The organism is Rhizobium sp. PEPV16, assembly GCF_008919455.1.
GTDB classification, from domain to species: Bacteria; Pseudomonadota; Alphaproteobacteria; order Rhizobiales; family Rhizobiaceae; genus Rhizobium; species Rhizobium leguminosarum_Q.
On sequence record NZ_VSZV01000354.1, the window covers coordinates 105,572 to 123,970 of the forward strand.

15 protein-coding genes are annotated in these 18,399 nt (G+C 61.5%); 13 read left to right on the forward strand and 2 right to left on the reverse strand.

Annotated features, from left to right (window positions below; genetic code table 11):
* Positions 1–22: 22 nt before the first annotated feature.
* The 10 genes from phnL to FY112_RS33450 all read left to right on the forward strand — a co-directional run bounded on the left by phnL (position 23) and on the right by FY112_RS33450 (position 8,776).
* Positions 23–730 (forward strand): phosphonate C-P lyase system protein PhnL, encoded by a 708-nt coding sequence (gene phnL / locus FY112_RS33405; protein WP_017962771.1) that lies wholly within the window; start codon positions 23–25, stop codon positions 728–730.
* Positions 727–1,344, forward strand: a complete 618-nt coding sequence (locus tag FY112_RS33410; RefSeq protein ID WP_131621057.1) for a DapH/DapD/GlmU-related protein — start codon at positions 727–729, stop codon at positions 1,342–1,344. The genes phnL and FY112_RS33410 overlap by 4 nt, the downstream gene beginning before the upstream one ends.
* A gap of 118 nt (positions 1,345–1,462) precedes the next feature.
* Positions 1,463–2,305, forward strand: coding sequence for a phosphonate ABC transporter ATP-binding protein (gene phnC, locus FY112_RS33415; RefSeq protein WP_080635870.1), 843 nt, complete (start codon positions 1,463–1,465; stop codon positions 2,303–2,305).
* A gap of 74 nt (positions 2,306–2,379) precedes the next feature.
* A complete protein-coding gene (gene phnD / locus FY112_RS33420; protein WP_131621055.1) occupies positions 2,380–3,291 on the forward strand; it encodes a phosphonate ABC transporter substrate-binding protein in 912 nt (303 codons plus the stop codon).
* Between the two features lie 68 nt (positions 3,292–3,359).
* A complete protein-coding gene (gene phnE / locus FY112_RS33425; RefSeq protein WP_017962767.1) occupies positions 3,360–4,340 on the forward strand; it encodes a phosphonate ABC transporter, permease protein PhnE in 981 nt (326 codons plus the stop codon).
* Complete coding sequence (phnE, locus tag FY112_RS33430) at positions 4,340–5,692, forward strand: phosphonate ABC transporter, permease protein PhnE (protein ID WP_131719757.1); 1,353 nt, start codon at positions 4,340–4,342, stop codon at positions 5,690–5,692. The genes phnE (FY112_RS33425) and phnE (FY112_RS33430) overlap by 1 nt, the downstream gene beginning before the upstream one ends.
* Positions 5,693–5,811: 119 nt before the next feature.
* Positions 5,812–6,507, forward strand: coding sequence for a DUF1045 domain-containing protein (locus tag FY112_RS33435; protein WP_131719758.1), 696 nt, complete (start codon positions 5,812–5,814; stop codon positions 6,505–6,507).
* A gap of 13 nt (positions 6,508–6,520) precedes the next feature.
* A complete protein-coding gene (locus tag FY112_RS33440) occupies positions 6,521–7,660 on the forward strand; it encodes an alpha-D-ribose 1-methylphosphonate 5-triphosphate diphosphatase (protein ID WP_026158954.1) in 1,140 nt (379 codons plus the stop codon).
* Positions 7,657–8,253 (forward strand): phosphonate metabolism protein/1,5-bisphosphokinase (PRPP-forming) PhnN, encoded by a 597-nt coding sequence (phnN, locus tag FY112_RS33445; RefSeq protein ID WP_017962763.1) that lies wholly within the window; start codon positions 7,657–7,659, stop codon positions 8,251–8,253. The genes FY112_RS33440 and phnN overlap by 4 nt, the downstream gene beginning before the upstream one ends.
* Before the next feature lie 19 nt (positions 8,254–8,272).
* Positions 8,273–8,776, forward strand: a complete 504-nt coding sequence (locus tag FY112_RS33450; protein WP_131621045.1) for a GrpB family protein — start codon at positions 8,273–8,275, stop codon at positions 8,774–8,776.
* Between the two features lie 35 nt (positions 8,777–8,811).
* Here the strand turns inward: FY112_RS33450 and FY112_RS33455 are convergent, their stop codons facing one another.
* Positions 8,812–11,139 carry a DNA translocase FtsK gene (locus FY112_RS33455; protein ID WP_151520289.1) on the reverse strand — a complete coding sequence of 776 codons (2,328 nt, stop codon included), beginning with the start codon at positions 11,137–11,139 and terminating at the stop codon, positions 8,812–8,814.
* A gap of 276 nt (positions 11,140–11,415) precedes the next feature.
* Positions 11,416–14,415, reverse strand: a complete 3,000-nt coding sequence (gene polA / locus FY112_RS33460) for a DNA polymerase I (protein WP_151520290.1) — start codon at positions 14,413–14,415, stop codon at positions 11,416–11,418.
* Positions 14,416–14,958: 543 nt separating this feature from the next.
* On the opposite strand from polA, the gene FY112_RS33470 reads away from it, so the two are divergent.
* From FY112_RS33470 to FY112_RS33480, 3 genes are all read left to right on the forward strand, one after another.
* Entirely contained in the window at positions 14,959–15,375 is a 417-nt protein-coding gene (locus FY112_RS33470; protein WP_003544385.1) for a MarR family transcriptional regulator, read from the forward strand.
* Positions 15,376–15,513: 138 nt separating this feature from the next.
* Entirely contained in the window at positions 15,514–16,902 is a 1,389-nt protein-coding gene (locus tag FY112_RS33475; RefSeq protein ID WP_151520291.1) for a M20/M25/M40 family metallo-hydrolase, read from the forward strand.
* Positions 16,903–17,301: 399 nt separating this feature from the next.
* On the forward strand, positions 17,302–17,985 hold the full coding sequence (locus FY112_RS33480; protein ID WP_151520292.1) for an SH3 domain-containing protein: 684 nt from the start codon (positions 17,302–17,304) through the stop codon (positions 17,983–17,985).
* Positions 17,986–18,399 lie beyond the last annotated feature (414 nt).

Sequence of the window (18,399 nt, forward strand, 5' to 3'; positions counted from 1 at the left end):
CCCGAAACCAAGGAAGAAGAATATGGCAACGCCCCTCGTCGTTTCCGAAGTCTCAAAGAGCTTCACCATGCACCTGCGCGACGGCATCAAGCTGCCCGTCGTCTCCGATGTCGCCTTCTCCGTCGCATCGGGCGAATGCGTCGTCCTCGGCGGCCCATCGGGCATCGGAAAGAGCTCGCTGCTCAAGATGATCTACGGCAATTATGCCGTCGACACCGGCCAGATCCTCATTCGTCACGACGGACGCATCATCGATCTCGCTTCCACCGATCCGCGCACCATTCTTAACGTCCGCCGCAATACGCTCGGTTATGTCAGCCAGTTCCTGCGCACCGTGCCGCGCGTCGCGGCGATCGACGTGGTTGCCGAACCGCTGGTGGCACGCGGCGAGGACGCCGTCACGGCACGGGAAAAGGCGGGCGCCCTGCTTGCCAGGCTCAATCTGCCGGAAACGCTCTGGCAGCTTCCGCCCGCCACCTTCTCCGGCGGTGAGCAGCAACGCGTCAACATCGCGCGCGGCTTCATCACCGAGCACACGATCCTGCTTCTCGACGAACCCACAGCCTCGCTCGATGCCAGGAACCGTGCCGTCGTCGTCGGCATGATCGCGGAAAAGAAGAAGGCGGGTGTGGCCCTTCTCGGCATCTTCCACGACGAGGAAGTGCGCGAAGCCGTCGCCGACCGCATCCTCGACGTTCAGCAGTTCTCACCCAGAAAGATCGCTGCATGAGCCGCAAGCTTGGTATCGAGCCTTACTTTCATGAAACGGCATCCGTCAGCGATTCCACCTTCGGGCGCTATACCGAGGTCTCGGAACGCTGCCGCATCAGCGAGGCCACGTTCGGCGACTATTCCTACATCATGCAGGATGGCTCCGTCTGGTGTGCGACGATCGGCAAGTTCGTCAATATCGCCGCCGCCGTGCGCATCAACGCCACCAACCATCCGACCTGGCGCGCGACACTGCATCATTTCACCTATCGCGCCGCCGACTACTGGCCGGACGGCGATATGGAGACGGACTTCTTCGCCTGGCGGCGCGCAAACCGCGTGACGATCGGCAACGACGTCTGGATCGGCCACGGAGCGACGATCCTGCCGGGCGTCAACGTCGGCAATGGCGCGGTGATCGGGGCCGGCGCCGTCGTATCAAAGGACGTCGCGCCCTATACGATCGTCGGCGGCGTACCGGCCAAACTCATCCGCGAGCGCTTTCCAACAGAAGTCGGCGAACGGATGGACAGGCTTTCCTGGTGGGACTGGGAGCACGAGCGGCTGCGCCAGGCGCTCGAGGATTTCCGCAACCTTGACGCGGAAGATTTCCTGTCCCGCTACGGCGATTAAAACCCCCGATATAGTGGCTGAGAATTGTGACAGGACTTACACAAATATGACATGCGAGGTTCATCAAGCGGGACTAATGCGAAGCTGATCAAGGCATGGATTGCAAGGGAAGAGCATGATGTTCGAGCTGAAGAATGTCACACGTCGTTTCGGAAAAAAGCTCGCTGTCGATTCCGTCACGCTCGACATTCCTCAGGGCCAGATGGTCGGCATCATTGGCCGCTCCGGCGCCGGCAAGTCGACGCTGCTGCGCATGATCAACCGGCTTCAGGAGCCGAGCTCCGGCTCCGTTCATTTCGCTGGCGTCGAGGTCTCCGGGCTTCGCGGTCAGGCGCTGCGCAACTGGCAGCGCGACTGCGCGATGATCTTCCAGCAGTTCAACCTGGTGCCGCGCCTCGACGTTCTCACAAATGTCATGCTTGGTCGCCTCAACCACCGCTCGACGCTTCTGAGCCTGCTCAACATCTTCACGCGCGAGGAACGCGTGCATGCGATCGCAGCACTCGAACGCCTCGGCATCGAGCAGACGGCGCTGCAGGCAGCCGGCACGCTTTCCGGCGGCCAGCAGCAGCGCGTGGCGATTGCCCGCGCGCTGATGCAGAACCCGAAAATGGTTCTTGCCGACGAACCGATCGCCTCGCTCGATCCGCTGAACGCCAAGATCGTCATGGATGCGCTGCGCGATATCAACGAACGCGAGGGCATCACCGTCATCACCAACCTTCATACGCTCGATACCGCCCGCAACTATTGTGAGCGCATCGTCGGCATGGCCGGCGGCCGCGTCGTCTTCGACGGCCAGCCTTCGGAGCTGACCGCCGAAGCGGTGAAGGAAATCTACGGGACCGACAAGGATGGCGCCGGCATCGACGAAACGCTGACCTCGACCAGCCTCGAATCCAAGCGCCGCGCCGAGAATGTCTCATCCGGCAGGGTGGCCAAAGCAGCCGCCGTGCACTGACCCGTTTCCGGCCGACGGGGACAACGGTCGGAAAAATAACTGACAAACAAACCATGTCACAAAAGGAGACTTCCATGTCTGCATTCCGCAAGATCATGATGGCAACCATCGCCGTCGCCGCCGTCGCCGGCAATGCTGCTGCCCAGGACGTCAAGGTCCTCCGCATCGGTCTCGATGGCGGTGAAAACGAAGCCGACCAGGTTCGCCGCACCGAGTGCGTCAAGCCCGGCCTGATCGCTGCCACCGGCGTTTCTGAAGTTCAGCTCTTCCCATCGCCGAACTACAACGGCGTCATCCAGGGTCTCCTTGGCGGTACGATCGACCTCGCCGTCATGGGCGCCGCCTCTTACGCCGCGGTCTATATCAAGGATCCGAACGCCGTCACCCCGGTTCTGACTACCAAGCAGGCAGACGGTTCGACCGGCTACTACTCGATCATGGTTGCCCGCAAGGACTCCGGCATCAAGACGCTTGCCGACGCCAAGGGCAAGAAGCTCGGCTTCGCCGATCCGGACTCTACCTCCGGCTACCTTGTTCCTAACGTTGCCCTTCCGAAGGACACCGGCGCACCAGTCAAGCAGTACTTCGCTGAAACCGGCTTCGGCGGCGGCCACGAGAACCTCGTTCTCGGCGTTCTCGACAAAAAGTTCGATGTCGGCACCACCTTCGGTTCCGGTCAGGGCGACTGGGCGCAGGGCTACTCCTCCGGCAATCTGCACCAGATGGTCACCAAGGGCCTGCTCGACATGGACGATATCGTCGAAGTCTGGAAGTCGCCGCTCATCCCGAACGGTCCGCTGATGGTTTCCCAGAAGCTGCCGGCCGACCTTCAGAAGAAGGTTACCGCCTACTTCGCCGAACTGCCGAAGACAGACAAGAGCTGCTTCGAATCGTTCACGGGCGGCGGCTACGTTGACTGGGCGCCGGTCGACCAGAGCTTCTATCAGACGATCATCGACGCCCGTAAGGCCGTTATCGGCGGCTGATCCTCAGTCTGAACAGTCTTGCGGCGGCATCGTTATGATGCCGCCGTTTTTCAAGAAGGAAGCCACATATGGCGCACTCGGCCGGCGCGGACTCTCTGAGCGGATTGCAGGGGGGCTCCCGCACCATCCTCGATCATTATCAGAGCCAGGTTCGAACGCGGCGGATCTATACCGTCGTTTCAATCGTGGTCTTTCTGATCATCCTCGGCGCCTCGCTCGACTTCGCCAACAGCGCCAATTCGGGCAAGTTCTTCGAGCGCCTTCCCTATTTCTTCGACTTCATGAAGAGCTTCGTGCCGGACAGTCCGCTGGAGATCTTCCGCGCCATGTTCGATCTGCCGTCGCCCTTTTCCGACGGTTCGATCAAATACGACTATACAAGCGACCGCGTCTGGATCACCGATAGTTTCTACATCCCGAATTTCTTCTACCAGCTCGCGATCACGCTCAACATCGCCATCGTCTCCACCATTCTCGGTGCGAGCGGCGCGTTCCTGCTCTGCTTTTTCGCTTCCACCAATCTGGTCGGTGCAGGCGTGACGCGCTGGGTCGTGCGGCGCATCATGGAAATCATGCGCGCCTTCCCAGAAATCGTCGTCGCCGGCCTCCTCGCCGCGATCCTGTCGATCGGTCCGATTTCGGCGATCATCGCGGTATGGGTCCATACCGTCGGCGCGCTTGGCAAGCTGTTCTTCGAAGTCGTCGAGAATGCCGACATGAAGCCGGATGAAGGCCTGCGCGCCGCCGGCGCCGGCTGGCTGGAGCGCGTGCGCTTCGCGATCCTGCCGCAGGTGTTGCCGAACTTCGTCTCCTACACGCTGCTGCGGACCGAGATCAACGTGCGCGCCTCGACTATAATCGGCGCCGTCGGCGGCGGCGGCATAGGTGAGGTCTTCAGCCTCTCGATCGGACGCGACCATGCTGCCAAGACCTATGCGATCATCATCCTGCTGCTGATCACCGTCATTTGCGTCGACCAATTCTCCGCCTGGCTGCGCCGCCGGCTGATCGGCAAGCAGTCCTTCGAATTCGGACAGGGAGCAGCCTGATGTCCTCGGTTCCGACCATCAACGCCGCCGAGCGCGAACGACTGCTTTCCGCCTATCCGGACGTCTTCCATCGCAGCTTCATGCAACGCTGGGGTCTGCTCCTCATTTCAGCTGCGGTTTTCGTTTATCTTGCCTTCTGCTTCGCCTTCTTCAACGTCATTCCCACCTTCGTGAACGGCAACTGGGACCGCGCGGCGGTCTATGTCCAGGACTGGTATTCCTGGCGCGCCCAGCCGCGCCTGCGTTTCCAGAACGATCAGGTCGTCCCCCAATGGACGAGCCGCCGCCAGTATCCCGAGGGCGCCGATATCAACTGGCTGAAGCCCAATGCCGATGGCAGCCGATACACCGTCACCTTCGGCAGCGACGGCAACCGCATGGAAGTGACGCCGAGCCGCGTCGACGTCTATATCGACGGCAAGCTCTACCCCGTGACCATCACCCGCGATCGCGCCTCCCTGCCGGCCGATGCGCCTGCCCAGATGGAGCGGGGCGACAACAAGGTGATCGTCTATTACGGCTTCGCGGGACAGGCGGAAATCCGTACCAGCCAGGTCTATGTCCAGCGCCGCTTTCTCGGCTGGGCGAACTTCTTCTTCGATACGCAGTCGCCCTTCTGGGGCCGGAACCTGCCTGAGGTCGTCGGCCTGATGTTCTCCGGCGAACGGCTCGATCCCAACCAGTCCAATGCCTCGCTGGCATTGGACAACTTCCTGAACAACGCAAGCTGGCAGCATGGCGACATCCTGACGAAGTTGATGCAGACGCTGGTCATGGCCTTTGTCGGTACGCTGTTCGGCACGCTGGTCGCTTTCCCGCTCGCCTTCATCGCCGCGCGCAACATCACGCGGAGCCGCGCTGCGAACTGGGCCACGAAGCGGCTCTTCGATTTCCTGCGCTCGATCGACATGCTGATCTGGGCGTTGTTCTTCACCCGTGCGTTCGGCCCAGGGCCGCTCCCAGGCATCGCGGCGATCTTCTTCACCGATACGGGCGCACTCGGAAAGGTCTATGCCGAAGCGCTTGAGAACATCGACGACAAGCAGCGTGAGGGCGTGAGATCGGTCGGTGCGGCACCGGTGGCCGTCCAACGTTACGGCGTCATCCCCCAGGTCCTGCCGGTGTTCATCTCGCAATCGCTTTATTTCTGGGAATCGAATACCCGCTCGGCGACCGTCATCGGCGCCGTCGGTGCGGGCGGCATTGGCCTTAAGCTGCTCGAATCCATGAAGACCAATTCGGACTGGGACAAAGTCGCCTATATGGTCCTGCTGATCCTCCTCGTGGTCTTCGCCTTCGACAATCTCTCGAATGCGCTGCGTTCGCGCGTGATGGGAAAAAAGGGCCACTGACGAATTGATGCCATCATCATTCTGTCACGGAAATCTTTTAGCCGGGAGCCTGCTTGCGGTTCGCCGCCAAATCACTGCACTGTGCGCTCCCCGTTTGGACGATCCCCAGGATAAAAGCCTTGCGCTACGCTCTCTATTTCTCGCCGCCGAAGGATGATCCTCTGACCGGCGCGGCCTCGCTCTGGCTCGGCCGCAATGCCTTCACCGGCGAGACCTATCCTGCACCGGACCATGCGCAACTGGGTGCTGCAGAACAGTTCGAGCTGACCGCCGACCCCCGCCGCTACGGTTTTCACGCCACGATCAAGGCGCCGTTTTCGCTCGCCTCCTCGGTCACCGAGAGGGATCTCATGACCGTTGCCGAGGATTTTGCCCAGCGCACGCAAGCCTTCGAGATTCCTGAGCTTGTCCTCGGCCAGCTCGGCCGTTTTTTTGCCCTCGTTCCCGGTTCTCTTCATCAACCTCTTCAGGATTTCGCCGCGAAGGTGGTAAGGTCGTTCGAACCGTTCCGCGCAGCGCTTTCCGAGGCCGATATGGCGCGACGCAACCCTGAGAAGCTCAGCGACAGCCAGCGCGCCCATCTGCAGCGCTGGGGTTATCCTTACGTGATGGAGGATTTCGGCTTTCACATGACGCTGAGCGGCCAGGTGCCCGAGACACGCGCCGCGGTCATGAAAGCGATCCTGACCGAGCGGTTTGCCGATTTCACCGGCCGGCCGCTTTCGATTTCCGGCCTTGCCGTCTTCATCGAGGAGACGCGCGGTGCCCCGTTCAAAGTTCATTCCTGGCTGCCGCTTGCCGGCGCCAAAAGCTGAAAGACCTGACGCCATGAGCAAAGAGACCGTGTTTTCCAACGCCCGCATCGTTCTTGAGGATGACGTCCTCTCGGGCTCGATCCTCATCCGCGACGGGAAGATCGCCGACATTTCCGAGGGTAACTCGGTAGCCGGCGAAGATTTTGAAGGCGACTACATCATTCCAGGCCTTGTCGAGCTGCATACCGATCATCTCGAAGGCCATTATCAGCCGCGTCCCGGCATTCGCTGGAACAAGACTGCCGCTATCCAGGCGCATGACGCCCAGATCGTCACATCAGGCATCACCACGGTGTTCGACTGCCTGCGCATGGGGGCGGACGAAGACGGCGGCTTCGAACATGGCGAGATGCGCGAGATGGCCGATGCCATCCAGTCGGCAGAGACGGAAGGCAGACTGCGCGCCGAGCACCTGCTTCATTTGCGCTGCGAGGTCTCGGCCGACAATGTGCTCGAACATTTCGCCGATTTCGAAAACGACCGGCATGTGCGGCTCGTCTCGCTGATGGATCATGCGCCCGGCCAGCGGCAATTCCAGACGATGGATCAATATATCTTCTACTACCAGAAGAAGCGGGGCCTGAGCGACGAGGCTTTTGCCCGTTTCGTCGCCAAGCGCCAGGCAGAATCGGCGCGCAATTCGACGCCGCACCGCAACGCCATCGCCAAGGTCTGCGCCGAGCGCGGCATCACCGTGGCAAGCCATGATGATGCGACGCTCTCGCATGTCGACGAGGCGATCGACAACGGCGTGCGGCTGGCCGAATTCCCGACCAGTTTCGATGCCGCCCGGGCGTCGCACGGACACGGCATGAGCGTGCTGATGGGGGCGCCGAACATCGTGCGCGGCAAATCCCATTCCGGCAATATCGCCGCCCGCGACCTTGCCGAGATGGGGGTGCTCGACGTGCTTTCCTCCGACTACGTGCCGCTCAGCCTGCTGCATGCGCCGTTCATCCTCGCCGACGAAGTCGAGAGCATCAGCCTGCCGAAGGCGATCGCCATGGTAACGTCGACGCCCGCCCGCACCGTCAGTCTCGATGACCGCGGCCGGATCGCGACGGGGCTACGCGCCGATCTCGTGCGCGTCCACCGCTCGCATGGCGTGCCGGTGACACGCTCCGTCTGGCGCCAGGGACGCCGTGTCGCATGATGTCGCACGAACCCCACGCAGGAGCCGGAGCCGAGCGCGGCATCATGGTCGTCGTCGTCGGACCGAGCGGCGCCGGCAAGGACACGCTGATGAATCTTGCCGCCCGGCGTTTCAGGGGCCGCGACGATGTGCATTTCGTCCGCCGCGTCATCACCCGTCATCGTGACGCCGGCGGCGAAGACCATCTTTCCGTCTCCCTCCAAGGGTTTGCCTCCATGGAGCAGTCAGGCTCCTTCGCCGTCTGGTGGGAAGCGCATGGCCTGAAATACGGCATTCCGGCCGAGGTTTCGGTGGCGCTGTCAAGGGGCCATGTGGTCGTCGCCAACGGTTCACGCTCGGCGCTTCATCGTTTCCAGGCCGCCTTTCCGCGGCTGAAGGTCATCAACGTCACCGCCCGCCCCGAAGTGCTCGCCGGCCGGCTGGAGGCGCGCGGCCGCGAGACGCATGAGGATATCATGGCGCGGCTCGCCCGTGGACCGCTGACGGTGCGCGGCGAATACGACGTGGTGGAGCTCGACAATAGCGGCTCGCTCGAAGAGGCCGAGCAGAAGATGATCGAGATCCTCGACGGATTGCTGACCAAGGCGCCCTGAACAGATCGAGAGGAAGGGCATGCGCGCCATCAAAGTTGTCGACTACGATCCTTCCTGGCCGCGGCTGTTTGCCGAGATCAGCGCCGAGGTCTCTATCCTACTCGGGGACTGCGTGCTTTCCATCGATCATATCGGCAGTACGTCGGTGCCTGGCCTGCCGGCCAAGCCGAAGATCGACCTCGATGCGGTGATGATATCCGACGCCTTCCTGGCAGCGGCGATCGAGATCGTGCGCGCTGCCGATTTCGTCTTCCACGGCGATACCGGAGAGCAACGATGGGCTTTCACCCGCGATCATCAAGCCTGTGCCTTCAAGCTCTATCTTTGCGGACCCGATAATCGCGCGCATCGGGACCGCATTCTGTTTCGGGATTACCTCAGGGATCACCCCGAGAGGGCCAAGGCCTATGCCGATCTGAAACGCCGGCTGGCTGCGGAGGCAGACGGCGATTGGGATTTTTATACCGGCGGAAAGACCGAGTTTGTCAGCGAGACGGTTCGGCTGGCTGCCTCGATGATGTAAACCAGGAATCCGTCAGACGCCCTGGCAGCCGGCGATTACTCGCCGTCGCCGCGTCCCGATACGATCTCGCGCTTGCCGACATGGTTGGCGGGACCGACGAGGCCTTCCTTTTCCATGCGTTCCACCAATGATGCAGCGCGGTTGTAGCCGATGCCGAGGCGGCGCTGGATGTAGGAGGTCGAGCATTTCTTGTCGCGCAAGACGACCTTGACCGCCTGTTCGTAAAGCTCGTTGCCATCCTCCGAGGCCATGGCGCTCTTATCGAAGACGGCGCCGGCTTCTTCCTCTTCCGTCTCTTCCTCCTCATCGGCGGTGACGGTGTCGAGATATTCCGGGCGGCCCTGGGTCTTCAGATGGGCAACGACCTTTTCCACTTCGACATCCGAGACGAAGGGACCGTGGACACGGGAAATCCGCCCGCCGCCCTGCATATGCAGCATATCCCCCTGACCGAGCAGCTGCTCGGCGCCCTGCTCGCCGAGAATGGTGCGGCTGTCGATCTTCGAGGTCACCTGGAAGGAGATGCGGGTCGGGAAGTTTGCCTTGATCGTGCCGGTGATGACGTCGACCGACGGACGCTGTGTCGCCATGATCAGATGAATGCCGGCGGCGCGCGCCATTTGGGCGAGGCGTTGGATCGCACCTTCGATGTCCTTGCCGGCGACCATCATCAGGTCGGCCATCTCGTCGACGATGACGACGATATAAGGCATCGGCGTCAGGTCCAGCGCCTGGCTTTCCTCGATCGGAGTGCCGGTGCCCTTGTCGAAGCCGACCTGGACCATGACGTGGATGGTTTCGCCCTTTTCGCGAGCCTGGGCGACGCGGTCGTTGTATCCGTCGATGTTGCGGACACCAAGGCGCGACATCTTGCGATAGCGCTCCTCCATTTCGCGCACGGCCCATTTCAGCGCCATGACCGCCTTTTTCGGATCGGTGACGACGGGCGTCAGCAGATGCGGGATGCCGTCATAGACGGACAGTTCGAGCATTTTCGGGTCGACCATGATCAGGCGGCACTGTTCCGGCGTCATGCGGTAGAGCAGCGACAGGATCATCGTGTTGATGGCGACCGATTTGCCGGAACCGGTGGTGCCGGCGACGAGCAGATGCGGCATCTTGGCGAGCTCGGCAATGACAGGCTCGCCGCCAATGGTCTTGCCGAGGCCGAGCGCCAGCTTGTAACCGCTCTTCTCGAAATCCTGGCTCTCGATCATCTCGCGGAAGTAAACGGTTTCACGCGTGACATTCGGCAGTTCGATGCCGATGACGTTGCGGCCGGGGACCACGGCAACACGGGCCGAGAGCGCCGACATCGAGCGGGCGATATCATCGGCAAGGCCGATGACCCGCGAGGATTTCACACCCGGCGCCGGCTCGAATTCATAGAGGGTGACGACAGGGCCGGGACGGACATGGATGATCTCGCCCTTGATGCCGAAATCTTCCAGCACGCTTTCCAGAAGCCCGGCATTCTGCTCCAGCGTCTCCTGCGACATGATCTCGCCGAGGCGCTCCGGAGGCTCCTGCAGAAGGGCACGCGGCGGAAATTCGTAGCCGGATGCGTCGATCCTTTCGGGCCTCACGGCCAGGCGCGGCGATGGCAGGACCGCAGCGACGGGCGGCGTGCGCTGCGGCGCCGGCGCGACCAAAGGGGCTGCCGCGACGTGAGGGGCCGGCGCAGCCTGGGGGGCCGGCGCGACCGGTGCCTCGACAAGAATGCGCCTGGGCTTTTCCAGGGATATTGCGGCGGCAGGGCGCACGGCAACCTTCGCGGAGACCGCGGCTGGCTGCGGGGCCGGGCGGGAGACGACGGGAGCGGGGGCCGGCCGGCCAGGGCGCCATTCCATGATCCGGAACAGCGACGTGATCGATTCGGGCGAGGTCTCGGTCTTCGGGAACGATATCAACGGCGGTGCGCGAACCGGCTCGGCCTCTTCAAAGGCCATGACTTCCCAGAAGGCGAAATCCGAAATGGAGGAAAGCTCGGCGCTGGCGCGGAAGGCGGGCGCGCCGGGCTCGTCAAGCAAAGGTGCCTGCTGCAGTTCGATCCTGTGCGGTGCTGCGGAAATGTCGTCCGGCTCCGGCAGATAGATATCGAACGGCACGTCGACGGCCACCGGCTCTATCCGTATCGCCTGCTGTCCAATCTGCGAATCATCTCGAACCGGCTCATTCGGCGCGCGCCGCCTGCTGATCAGCGTTTCCGGCGTACGGGTGAAACGGACATTCGGCGCGAGGGAAAAGTTGCTCTGCCAGATGGGCGCCGCCGGCTTCTCCCCTGGGCTTTCCTCTGGAAGGTCCGTTTCAATCTCGCTGGAAAAATCTCCGGCATCCGTCAAATTGGTTCTGGGAAAACGCATGCGTCCGCTACTCACTCATGCTTTGCAAATTACGACCCTACCGGGATAGAAAAGGAAGGTTAATAAGTTCCTTCCTGCCGTATCGTTCCGATACGACCCCTTGGGATAAATCGCTGCACTTTCAATGAGTTCTGGCAGTGAGAAAAATCTTTGCCAATTTTGGGGAGGTGCTCTGAAGCGCGTCGCAATCTTTCAGATTCGCTGCTGGCGCTTTAGGCTTTATTTCCACGCATGTCGTTGTCGCAAAACCGCCGCACAGTTTTGCGCGACATGCTTTTAATGCGCCTCGTCCCAATTGGTGGCGGCGCGGGCATCGACCCTCAGCGGCACACGCATTTCCAGCGCGGGCATGGTGGCGTTTTCCATGACCGAGACGATGACCGGCATCGCCTTTTCGACATCCTCGTCCTCGACCTCGAAGATGAGTTCGTCATGCACCTGCAGCAGCATGCGGACGCGATCGGCAAGGCCGACTTCAACAAGCGCCGGCTCTATCTTGATCATTGCACGGCGGATGACGTCGGCGGCCGAGCCCTGGATCGGCGCGTTGATCGCCGCACGCTCGTTAAAGGCACGCACGGATGGATTGGAAGAGCGGATTTCGGGATAGTTGATGCGGCGACCGAAGATCGTTTCGACGTAACCCTTGTCGCGCGCCATCGCTTTTCGGCTTTCCATATAGTCGCGGATGCCGGGGAAACGCTCGAAATACTTCTTGATGTAGTCGCCGGCTTCCGAACGCTCGATCGAAAGCTGATTGGCAAGCCCGAAGGCCGAGATGCCGTAGATGATGCCGAAATTGATCGCCTTGGCGCGGCGGCGCACCTCGCCCGGCATGCCTTCCACCGGCACGCCGAACATTTCCGACGCCGTCATGGCGTGGATGTCGACGCCATCTTCGAAGGCCTTGGTCAGTTGCGGGATCTCGGCCACATGGGCAAGTACGCGCAGTTCGATCTGGCTGTAGTCGGCAGAGATCAGCTTGTGGCCAGGCGTCGAGATGAAGGCGGTGCGGATCTTGCGGCCTTCTGCGGTGCGCACCGGAATGTTCTGCAGGTTCGGCTCGGACGAGGACAGGCGCCCCGTGGTGGTCGATGCCAGCGAGTAGGAGGTGTGGACCCGCTTTGTCTCGGGGTGAACGTAACCCGGAAGCGCGTCGGTATAGGTGGATTTCAGCTTGGTGACCTGGCGCCAGTCGACGATCTTGCGCGGCAATTCGAAACCGGCGGCGGCCAGATCCTCGAGCACCTGCGCGGAGGTGGACCATTGGCCTGTCTTCGTCTTGTTGCCACCGGCAAGGCCCATCTTGCCGAACAGGATATCGCCCAGCTGCTTCGGCGAGCCGATGTTGAAACGTTCGCCGGCCAGCACGTAGATCTCGTCCTCCAGCCTTGCTGCACTCTGAGCCAGCTCGCCGGAGAGCCGCGACAGGATCTGCCGGTCGACGGTGATGCCGCGCGCTTCCATGCGCGCCAGCACCGGCAATAGCGGCCGCTCCAGCCGTTCATAGACGCTGGTCAATCCCGCCGCCGCCAGCCGCGGCTTCAGCACCAGCCAGAGGCGCAGCGTCACCTCGGCATCTTCGGCGGCATAGTGGGTGGCGCGGTCGATATCGACCAGATCGAAGGTGACGTTCGACTTGCCGCTGCCCGCCACGTCCTTGTAGGGGATCGGGGTATGGCCGAGGAATTTTTCCGAGAGCGGGTCCATGCCATGCGCGCCGGTGCCGGCATCGAGCACGTAGGAGATCAGCATCGTGTCGTCGAAACTCCTGGTCTCGATGCCGTAGCGCTTCATCAGCAGGTAATCGTATTTCAGGTTCTGGGCGACCTTGAGAACCGATTCGTCTTCCAGCAATGCCTTCAGCCGTGGCAGGGCATCGCCCATCGGGATCTGGTTTTCGGCAAGGCCGCCGCCGAGCAGATCGCCGACGCCGTTCTTATGGACGAGAGGCACATAGGCGGCACGGATCTTCGTGCCGGTGGGATCGGCCGAATTGTCGGCGATCGCCAGCGAAATGCCGACAAGCTCGGCCTGCATCGCATCCAGCGAGGTGGTCTCGGTATCGAAAGCAACGAGGCCGGTGGCACGCGCATCGGCGATCCAGCGGTCGAGCGTCGGCAGATCGCGGATCGTCACATAGGTCGAATGATCGAAGGGCAGCGTCGCAAAGGCCTCGGCCCGCGCCTTGGCAAGATCGGCGGGCGAAAAGGCGCCTTCGACCGCGGTCTTCGCCTTTGCACGCGTCGGCACCGGCACGGATTCGCCCGAGACCTCGGGGATACCGCCGGCAACGGGCTCGGGCTCGGCCGCATCGAGATCCGGGCCGCGGGCTGTCTCACCCCATTCGATGCGGACGATCGCCGGTTCGATGGCGCCGGCATCGCAATCGCAGGCTTCGGCGACGCGGCGCGTCAGCGTGGTGAATTCCATCGTCTTCAGGAAGCCGATCAGCTTCGGACCGTTCTGCGGTTCCAGCACCAGCCCATCGAGATCGAGATCGAGCGGCACATCGGTGCGCAGCCGCACGAGGTCGCGTGAGAGCCTGGCCATGTCGATATTGGCGAGGATCGTCTCACGGCGCTTGACCTGCTTGATCTCGGTGGCGCGTTCGAGCAGCGTATCGAGATCGCCGTATTCCTCGAGAAGTTGGGCGGCGGTTTTCGGGCCGATGCCGGGAATGCCGGGAACATTGTCGACCGAATCGCCGGTCATCGCCTGCAGATCGATCATCTTTTCCGGCGGCACGCCCCATTTCTCGATGACATCGGGAATGCCGATCTGCTTGTCCTTCATGCTGTCATACATATGGACATTGGGGCTGACGAGCTGCATCAGATCCTTGTCGGAGGAGACGATGGTGACATCGGCGCCGGTCGCTTCGGCCTGGCGGGCATAGGTGGCGATGATGTCGTCGGCCTCGAAGCCTTCGGTCTCGATGCAGGGCAGATTGAAGGCGCGGGTCGCCTCTCTTATAAGGCCGAATTGCGGGATGAGCTCTTCCGGCGGCGCGGAGCGGTTCGCCTTGTAGGCGTCGTAGAGATCCTTGCGAAACGTCTTGGCGGAATAATCGAAGATGACGGCAAGATGCGTCGGGGTCACACCGACATCGGTATTGCGCGCGTCCCTCAGCAGCTTCCACAGCATGTTGCAGAAACCGGACACGGCGCCGATCGGCAGGCCGTCGGTCTTGCGAGTCAGCGGCGGCAGTGCATGAAACGCCCGGAAGATGAATCCGGAACCATCGACTAGGAAGAGGTGATCGCCTTTTTTCATGCGTGCATGGATAGCGCGGGCATGGGACGAGGTCCATATAGAGTTCGGCATAAAGTTCGGCGCGCGAAAAGGATTATGGTGTTCGGAGCGCTACGTTGCCGCGCGTTTTTTCGGACGCGCAAAGGATGCTGAGCACTTGGCGTTGTTGCATAATTTTATCCTTCCATCGATTCCGATCTCAGGAATTGTGCGGCAGGGATTCCGGCTCACCAAACTGTTACCGATTTGTAACGATGGCCCTCCCTTGAAAAACCACATTCTAAGGCACAAATCCATGTCACCGGCGCTTGATTGCGCCGCGGGTCTGATTACCGGCTTGTCCCCCGCCGCGTCAGGCTTGGACAAAGGCCTTATCCCCCTCTCCGGGCCTTTGTCCCCACTTTAAAGTCGCCATGGCCAACCTCCAGGCCATGGCGACTTTTGTTTTTTCGAGACACTCGAAATTCTGATCGCAGCTCGCATGTTATGGAGCATCGTATGCGATTTGCTGCATTGTCTCCGGCATGGTTTTGAGCCTAACTTGCAATCATGGGATTTAACCGCATGGATTCGGGAGCCTACCTTGCCAGCCAGCTGGCGAAGGGTTTTGCCCGCTCGCTGCACCAGCGCGCGGTCGGGCTCGGTTTTTCTCCAGGGCAGTTCCCCATTCTGCTGGAACTCTGGGCCGAGGACGGGCTGACCCAGAAACAGCTTCTCGAGCGGGTCGATATCGAGCAGGCGACCATGGCCAATACGCTTTCGCGCATGGTCCGCGACGGGCTAATCGAACGCCGGCCGCATCCATCCGACAAGCGGGCGCAACTGCTCTTCCTGACGCCGAGAGCCCGCGCCATGGAGGCCGAGGCGATCGAGACCGCGCGTGAGGCCGATCTTGCGCTGTTTAAAGGTTTCCGGGTTTTCGAGCGCGAGCTGACGCTTGAATATATCCGCCGGCTTCTGGAAAACGCCAAGGCGCTCTGACCGAAAAGAGCCACCGCGCGAACAGCTAATCTGAGCCATGCCGGCGCTTTGCGCCCCCGCCGATTTTTGTTTTTTTCCGCCTCGCGTGCATTTCCGGTTTGGTCTATCGTCCGGCCGAATTTCGAAAAGGAGTCGGAAATGACGGATGTAAGTCAGGTGCTTTCGCGCGCGGACCAGAACCTTCCATCGAGCCTCGAAAAGCTGTTCGAGCTTCTGCGCATCCAGTCAATTTCCACCGATCCCGCCTATAAAGCCGAATGCCGAATGGCTGCGGAATGGCTCGTCGGCTATCTCGGGACGCTCGGCTTTACGGCCTCCGTGCGCGATACGCCTGGCCATCCGATGGTGGTCGCCCACCATGCCGGCGCTTCCGCCGATGCGCCGCATGTTCTCTTCTACGGCCATTACGACGTTCAGCCGGTCGACCCGATCGAGCTCTGGGAAAACGACCCCTTCGAGCCATCGATCAAGGATGTCGGCGAGGGCCGCAAGATCCTGACCGGCCGCGGCACCTCCGACGACAAGGGCCAGTTGATGACCTTTGTCGAGGCTTGCCGCGCCTATAAGGAGATCAACGGCGCGCTTCCCTGCCGCGTCACCATCCTCTTCGAGGGCGAGGAGGAGTCTGGCTCGCCCTCCCTGAAGCCCTTCCTCGAAGCCAATGCCGCCGAGCTCAAGGCCGATTATGCGCTGGTCTGCGATACCGGCATGTGGGACCGCGACACGCCGGCAATCGCCGCAGCGCTGCGCGGCCTCGTCGGCGAGGAAGTGATCGTGACGGCCGCCGATCGCGACCTGCATTCCGGTCTCTTCGGCGGCGCGGCCGCCAATCCGATCCATATTCTCGTCGAGGCTCTTGCCGGTCTGCACGACGAGACGGGACGCATCACGCTTGACGGCTTCTATGACGGCGTCGAGGAAACGCCCGACAACATCAAGGCGTCATGGGAAACGCTCGGCAAGACCGCGGAGAGCTTCCTCGGCGAAGTCGGCCTTTCCATTCCATCCGGCGAAAAAGGCCGCTCGGTGCTGGAACTCACCTGGGCACGGCCGACCGCCGAAATCAACGGTATCTGGGGTGGCTATACCGGCGAAGGCTTCAAGACGGTGATCGCCGCCAAGGCTTCGGCGAAGGTTTCGTTCCGCCTCGTCGGCACGCAGGATCCGGCCGCCATCCGCGAGGCTTTCCGCAGCTATATCAGCGCGAAGATTCCCGCCGATTGCTCGGTCGAGTTCCATCCGCATGGCGGCTCGCCGGCGATTCATCTTTCCTATGATTCGCCTGTTCTCACCAAGGCGAAGAACGCGCTTTCCGACGAGTGGCCGAAACCCGCCATCGTCATCGGCATGGGTGGGTCGATCCCGATCGTCGGGGATTTCCAGAAGATGCTCGGCATGGAATCGCTGCTCGTCGGCTTCGGCCTCAGCGATGATCGCATCCACTCGCCGAACGAGAAATACGAGCTTATCTCCTACCACAAAGGCATCCGCTCCTGGGTGCGGATTCTTCAGGCGCTCGCCACCTGAAGGAAAGGGCGCCCTTCAATCAAGATGCGCCACGCAAAGTTGCGACAAACAAAAAGGCCGGTTCGACCCGGCCTTTCGTCATCCGCTCACCTCAGTGCCAGTTCATCCGTGGTCAAGGAGCAAGCGGGTATTGCAGTGAGACTGCCGCTGAAAGGTTAACGGACCTTTAACAATACCGGCCCTTGCCGGAAGCACCACGCGCGGCTCCAAGGGCGCTGACAGACATTTCGCCGTTCAAGCTACGTTCATCGCGAGCGACGTATAAGCCATTGAAAGATAAGATGAATGATAACGCCCTGACACCTGCGGGCGATCGCTCTATCTTTTGTTTCAATGGCGTATGCCAAGGAAACGCGGCCAAGCGCTGCCTGAAAAACGTGCCAACAAGGACTGAGAAGCGTGAAAAATCTCTTTGTTAAAATTGCAGCCGCCGGCGTGCTTATGCTGGCGCCCGCCATAGCGCAGGCTGCCGAAGGCTACTCGACGGCGAACGTCAACATGCGTGCCGGTCCGAGCACCCGATATCCTGCCGTTGCCGTCATACCGGCCGGTTCCTCCGTCGAGATCCGCGGATGCCTTTCCGACGTCAACTGGTGCGATGTCGAGTTCTACGGCGGCCGCGGCTGGGTTTCCGGCCAGTACGTGCAGGCCCTCTATCAGCAGCGCCGCGTTTATGTCGGTCCGCAATATTACCGCCCGCTCGGCATTCCGATGATTCGCTTCAGCGTCGACAATTATTGGGACCGCTACTACCGCAACCGCGATTTCTATCGCGAACGTGACCGCTGGAGCCGCGGCCCGGACTATTACTACCGCGACCGCGACAATCGGGATCGCGACCGCGATCGGGATAACCGGGATCGCGACCGGAACTGGCGTGAGCGGGATCGCGACCGAGATGGGCGCGACCGAGATCGTGACTGGCGCGACGACAATCAACTGGGCGATCGGCAAAGGGACGATTTGCAAAGAGGTGACCGGCAAAGAGGTGACCGGCAAGGGGACGACCGCAGGGGCGATGACCGCAGGCCAGACCGCAGGGATTTTGATTGCCGCCCCGGCGATCCCTCCTGCGACGAATGAGAAGGGGGACGGCAGCGCCGTCCTCTTCCGAGGTTTGCCAAGGGCAAACACCCAAGAAAAAGCCCGGCGCTCCCTTGGGGGGATGCACCGGGCCTGATGTCGATCGGCACGCGTTGAGGGGAGACGGCCGATCATTCGCGGGACGTGAGGGGTTGTCCCGCTTCTTCATAAACAATCGCGAAGCCTATTGGTTCCGCCTGCTGCATAATTCCTTGAAACGGACCCGATTTGAGGAAAACACTATGCGGAAATTCAATGTGTTACACATTTTTTATGTTTCTCGAAAAGACGCGCGGCGCTGAAAAATGCGTCGTATCATCAGTGATTCACGTGACGCACTTCAGGTCTTTTTTTCATGAGACGTGCGGCTTGGCCGGCGAGCGCTAGACAGGAGCCGCAGGGGAAGCATCGATC

Excerpts from the sequence above, each read along its gene's own strand:
- phnL (WP_017962771.1), top strand. The coding sequence starts at position 23 with ATGGCAACGCCCCTCGTCGTTTCCGAAGTCTCAAAGAGCTTCACCATG.
- FY112_RS33410 (WP_131621057.1), top strand. The coding sequence starts at position 727 with ATGAGCCGCAAGCTTGGTATCGAGCCTTACTTTCATGAAACGGCATCC.
- phnC (WP_080635870.1), top strand. The coding sequence starts at position 1,463 with ATGTTCGAGCTGAAGAATGTCACACGTCGTTTCGGAAAAAAGCTCGCT.
- phnD (WP_131621055.1), top strand. The coding sequence starts at position 2,380 with ATGTCTGCATTCCGCAAGATCATGATGGCAACCATCGCCGTCGCCGCC.
- phnE (WP_017962767.1), top strand. The coding sequence starts at position 3,360 with ATGGCGCACTCGGCCGGCGCGGACTCTCTGAGCGGATTGCAGGGGGGC.
- phnE (WP_131719757.1), top strand. The coding sequence starts at position 4,340 with ATGTCCTCGGTTCCGACCATCAACGCCGCCGAGCGCGAACGACTGCTT.
- FY112_RS33440 (WP_026158954.1), top strand. The coding sequence starts at position 6,521 with ATGAGCAAAGAGACCGTGTTTTCCAACGCCCGCATCGTTCTTGAGGAT.
- phnN (WP_017962763.1), top strand. The coding sequence starts at position 7,657 with ATGATGTCGCACGAACCCCACGCAGGAGCCGGAGCCGAGCGCGGCATC.
- FY112_RS33450 (WP_131621045.1), top strand. The coding sequence starts at position 8,273 with ATGCGCGCCATCAAAGTTGTCGACTACGATCCTTCCTGGCCGCGGCTG.
- FY112_RS33455 (WP_151520289.1), bottom strand. The coding sequence starts at position 11,139 with ATGCGTTTTCCCAGAACCAATTTGACGGATGCCGGAGATTTTTCCAGC.
- polA (WP_151520290.1), bottom strand. The coding sequence starts at position 14,415 with ATGAAAAAAGGCGATCACCTCTTCCTAGTCGATGGTTCCGGATTCATC.
- FY112_RS33470 (WP_003544385.1), top strand. The coding sequence starts at position 14,959 with ATGGATTCGGGAGCCTACCTTGCCAGCCAGCTGGCGAAGGGTTTTGCC.
- FY112_RS33475 (WP_151520291.1), top strand. The coding sequence starts at position 15,514 with ATGACGGATGTAAGTCAGGTGCTTTCGCGCGCGGACCAGAACCTTCCA.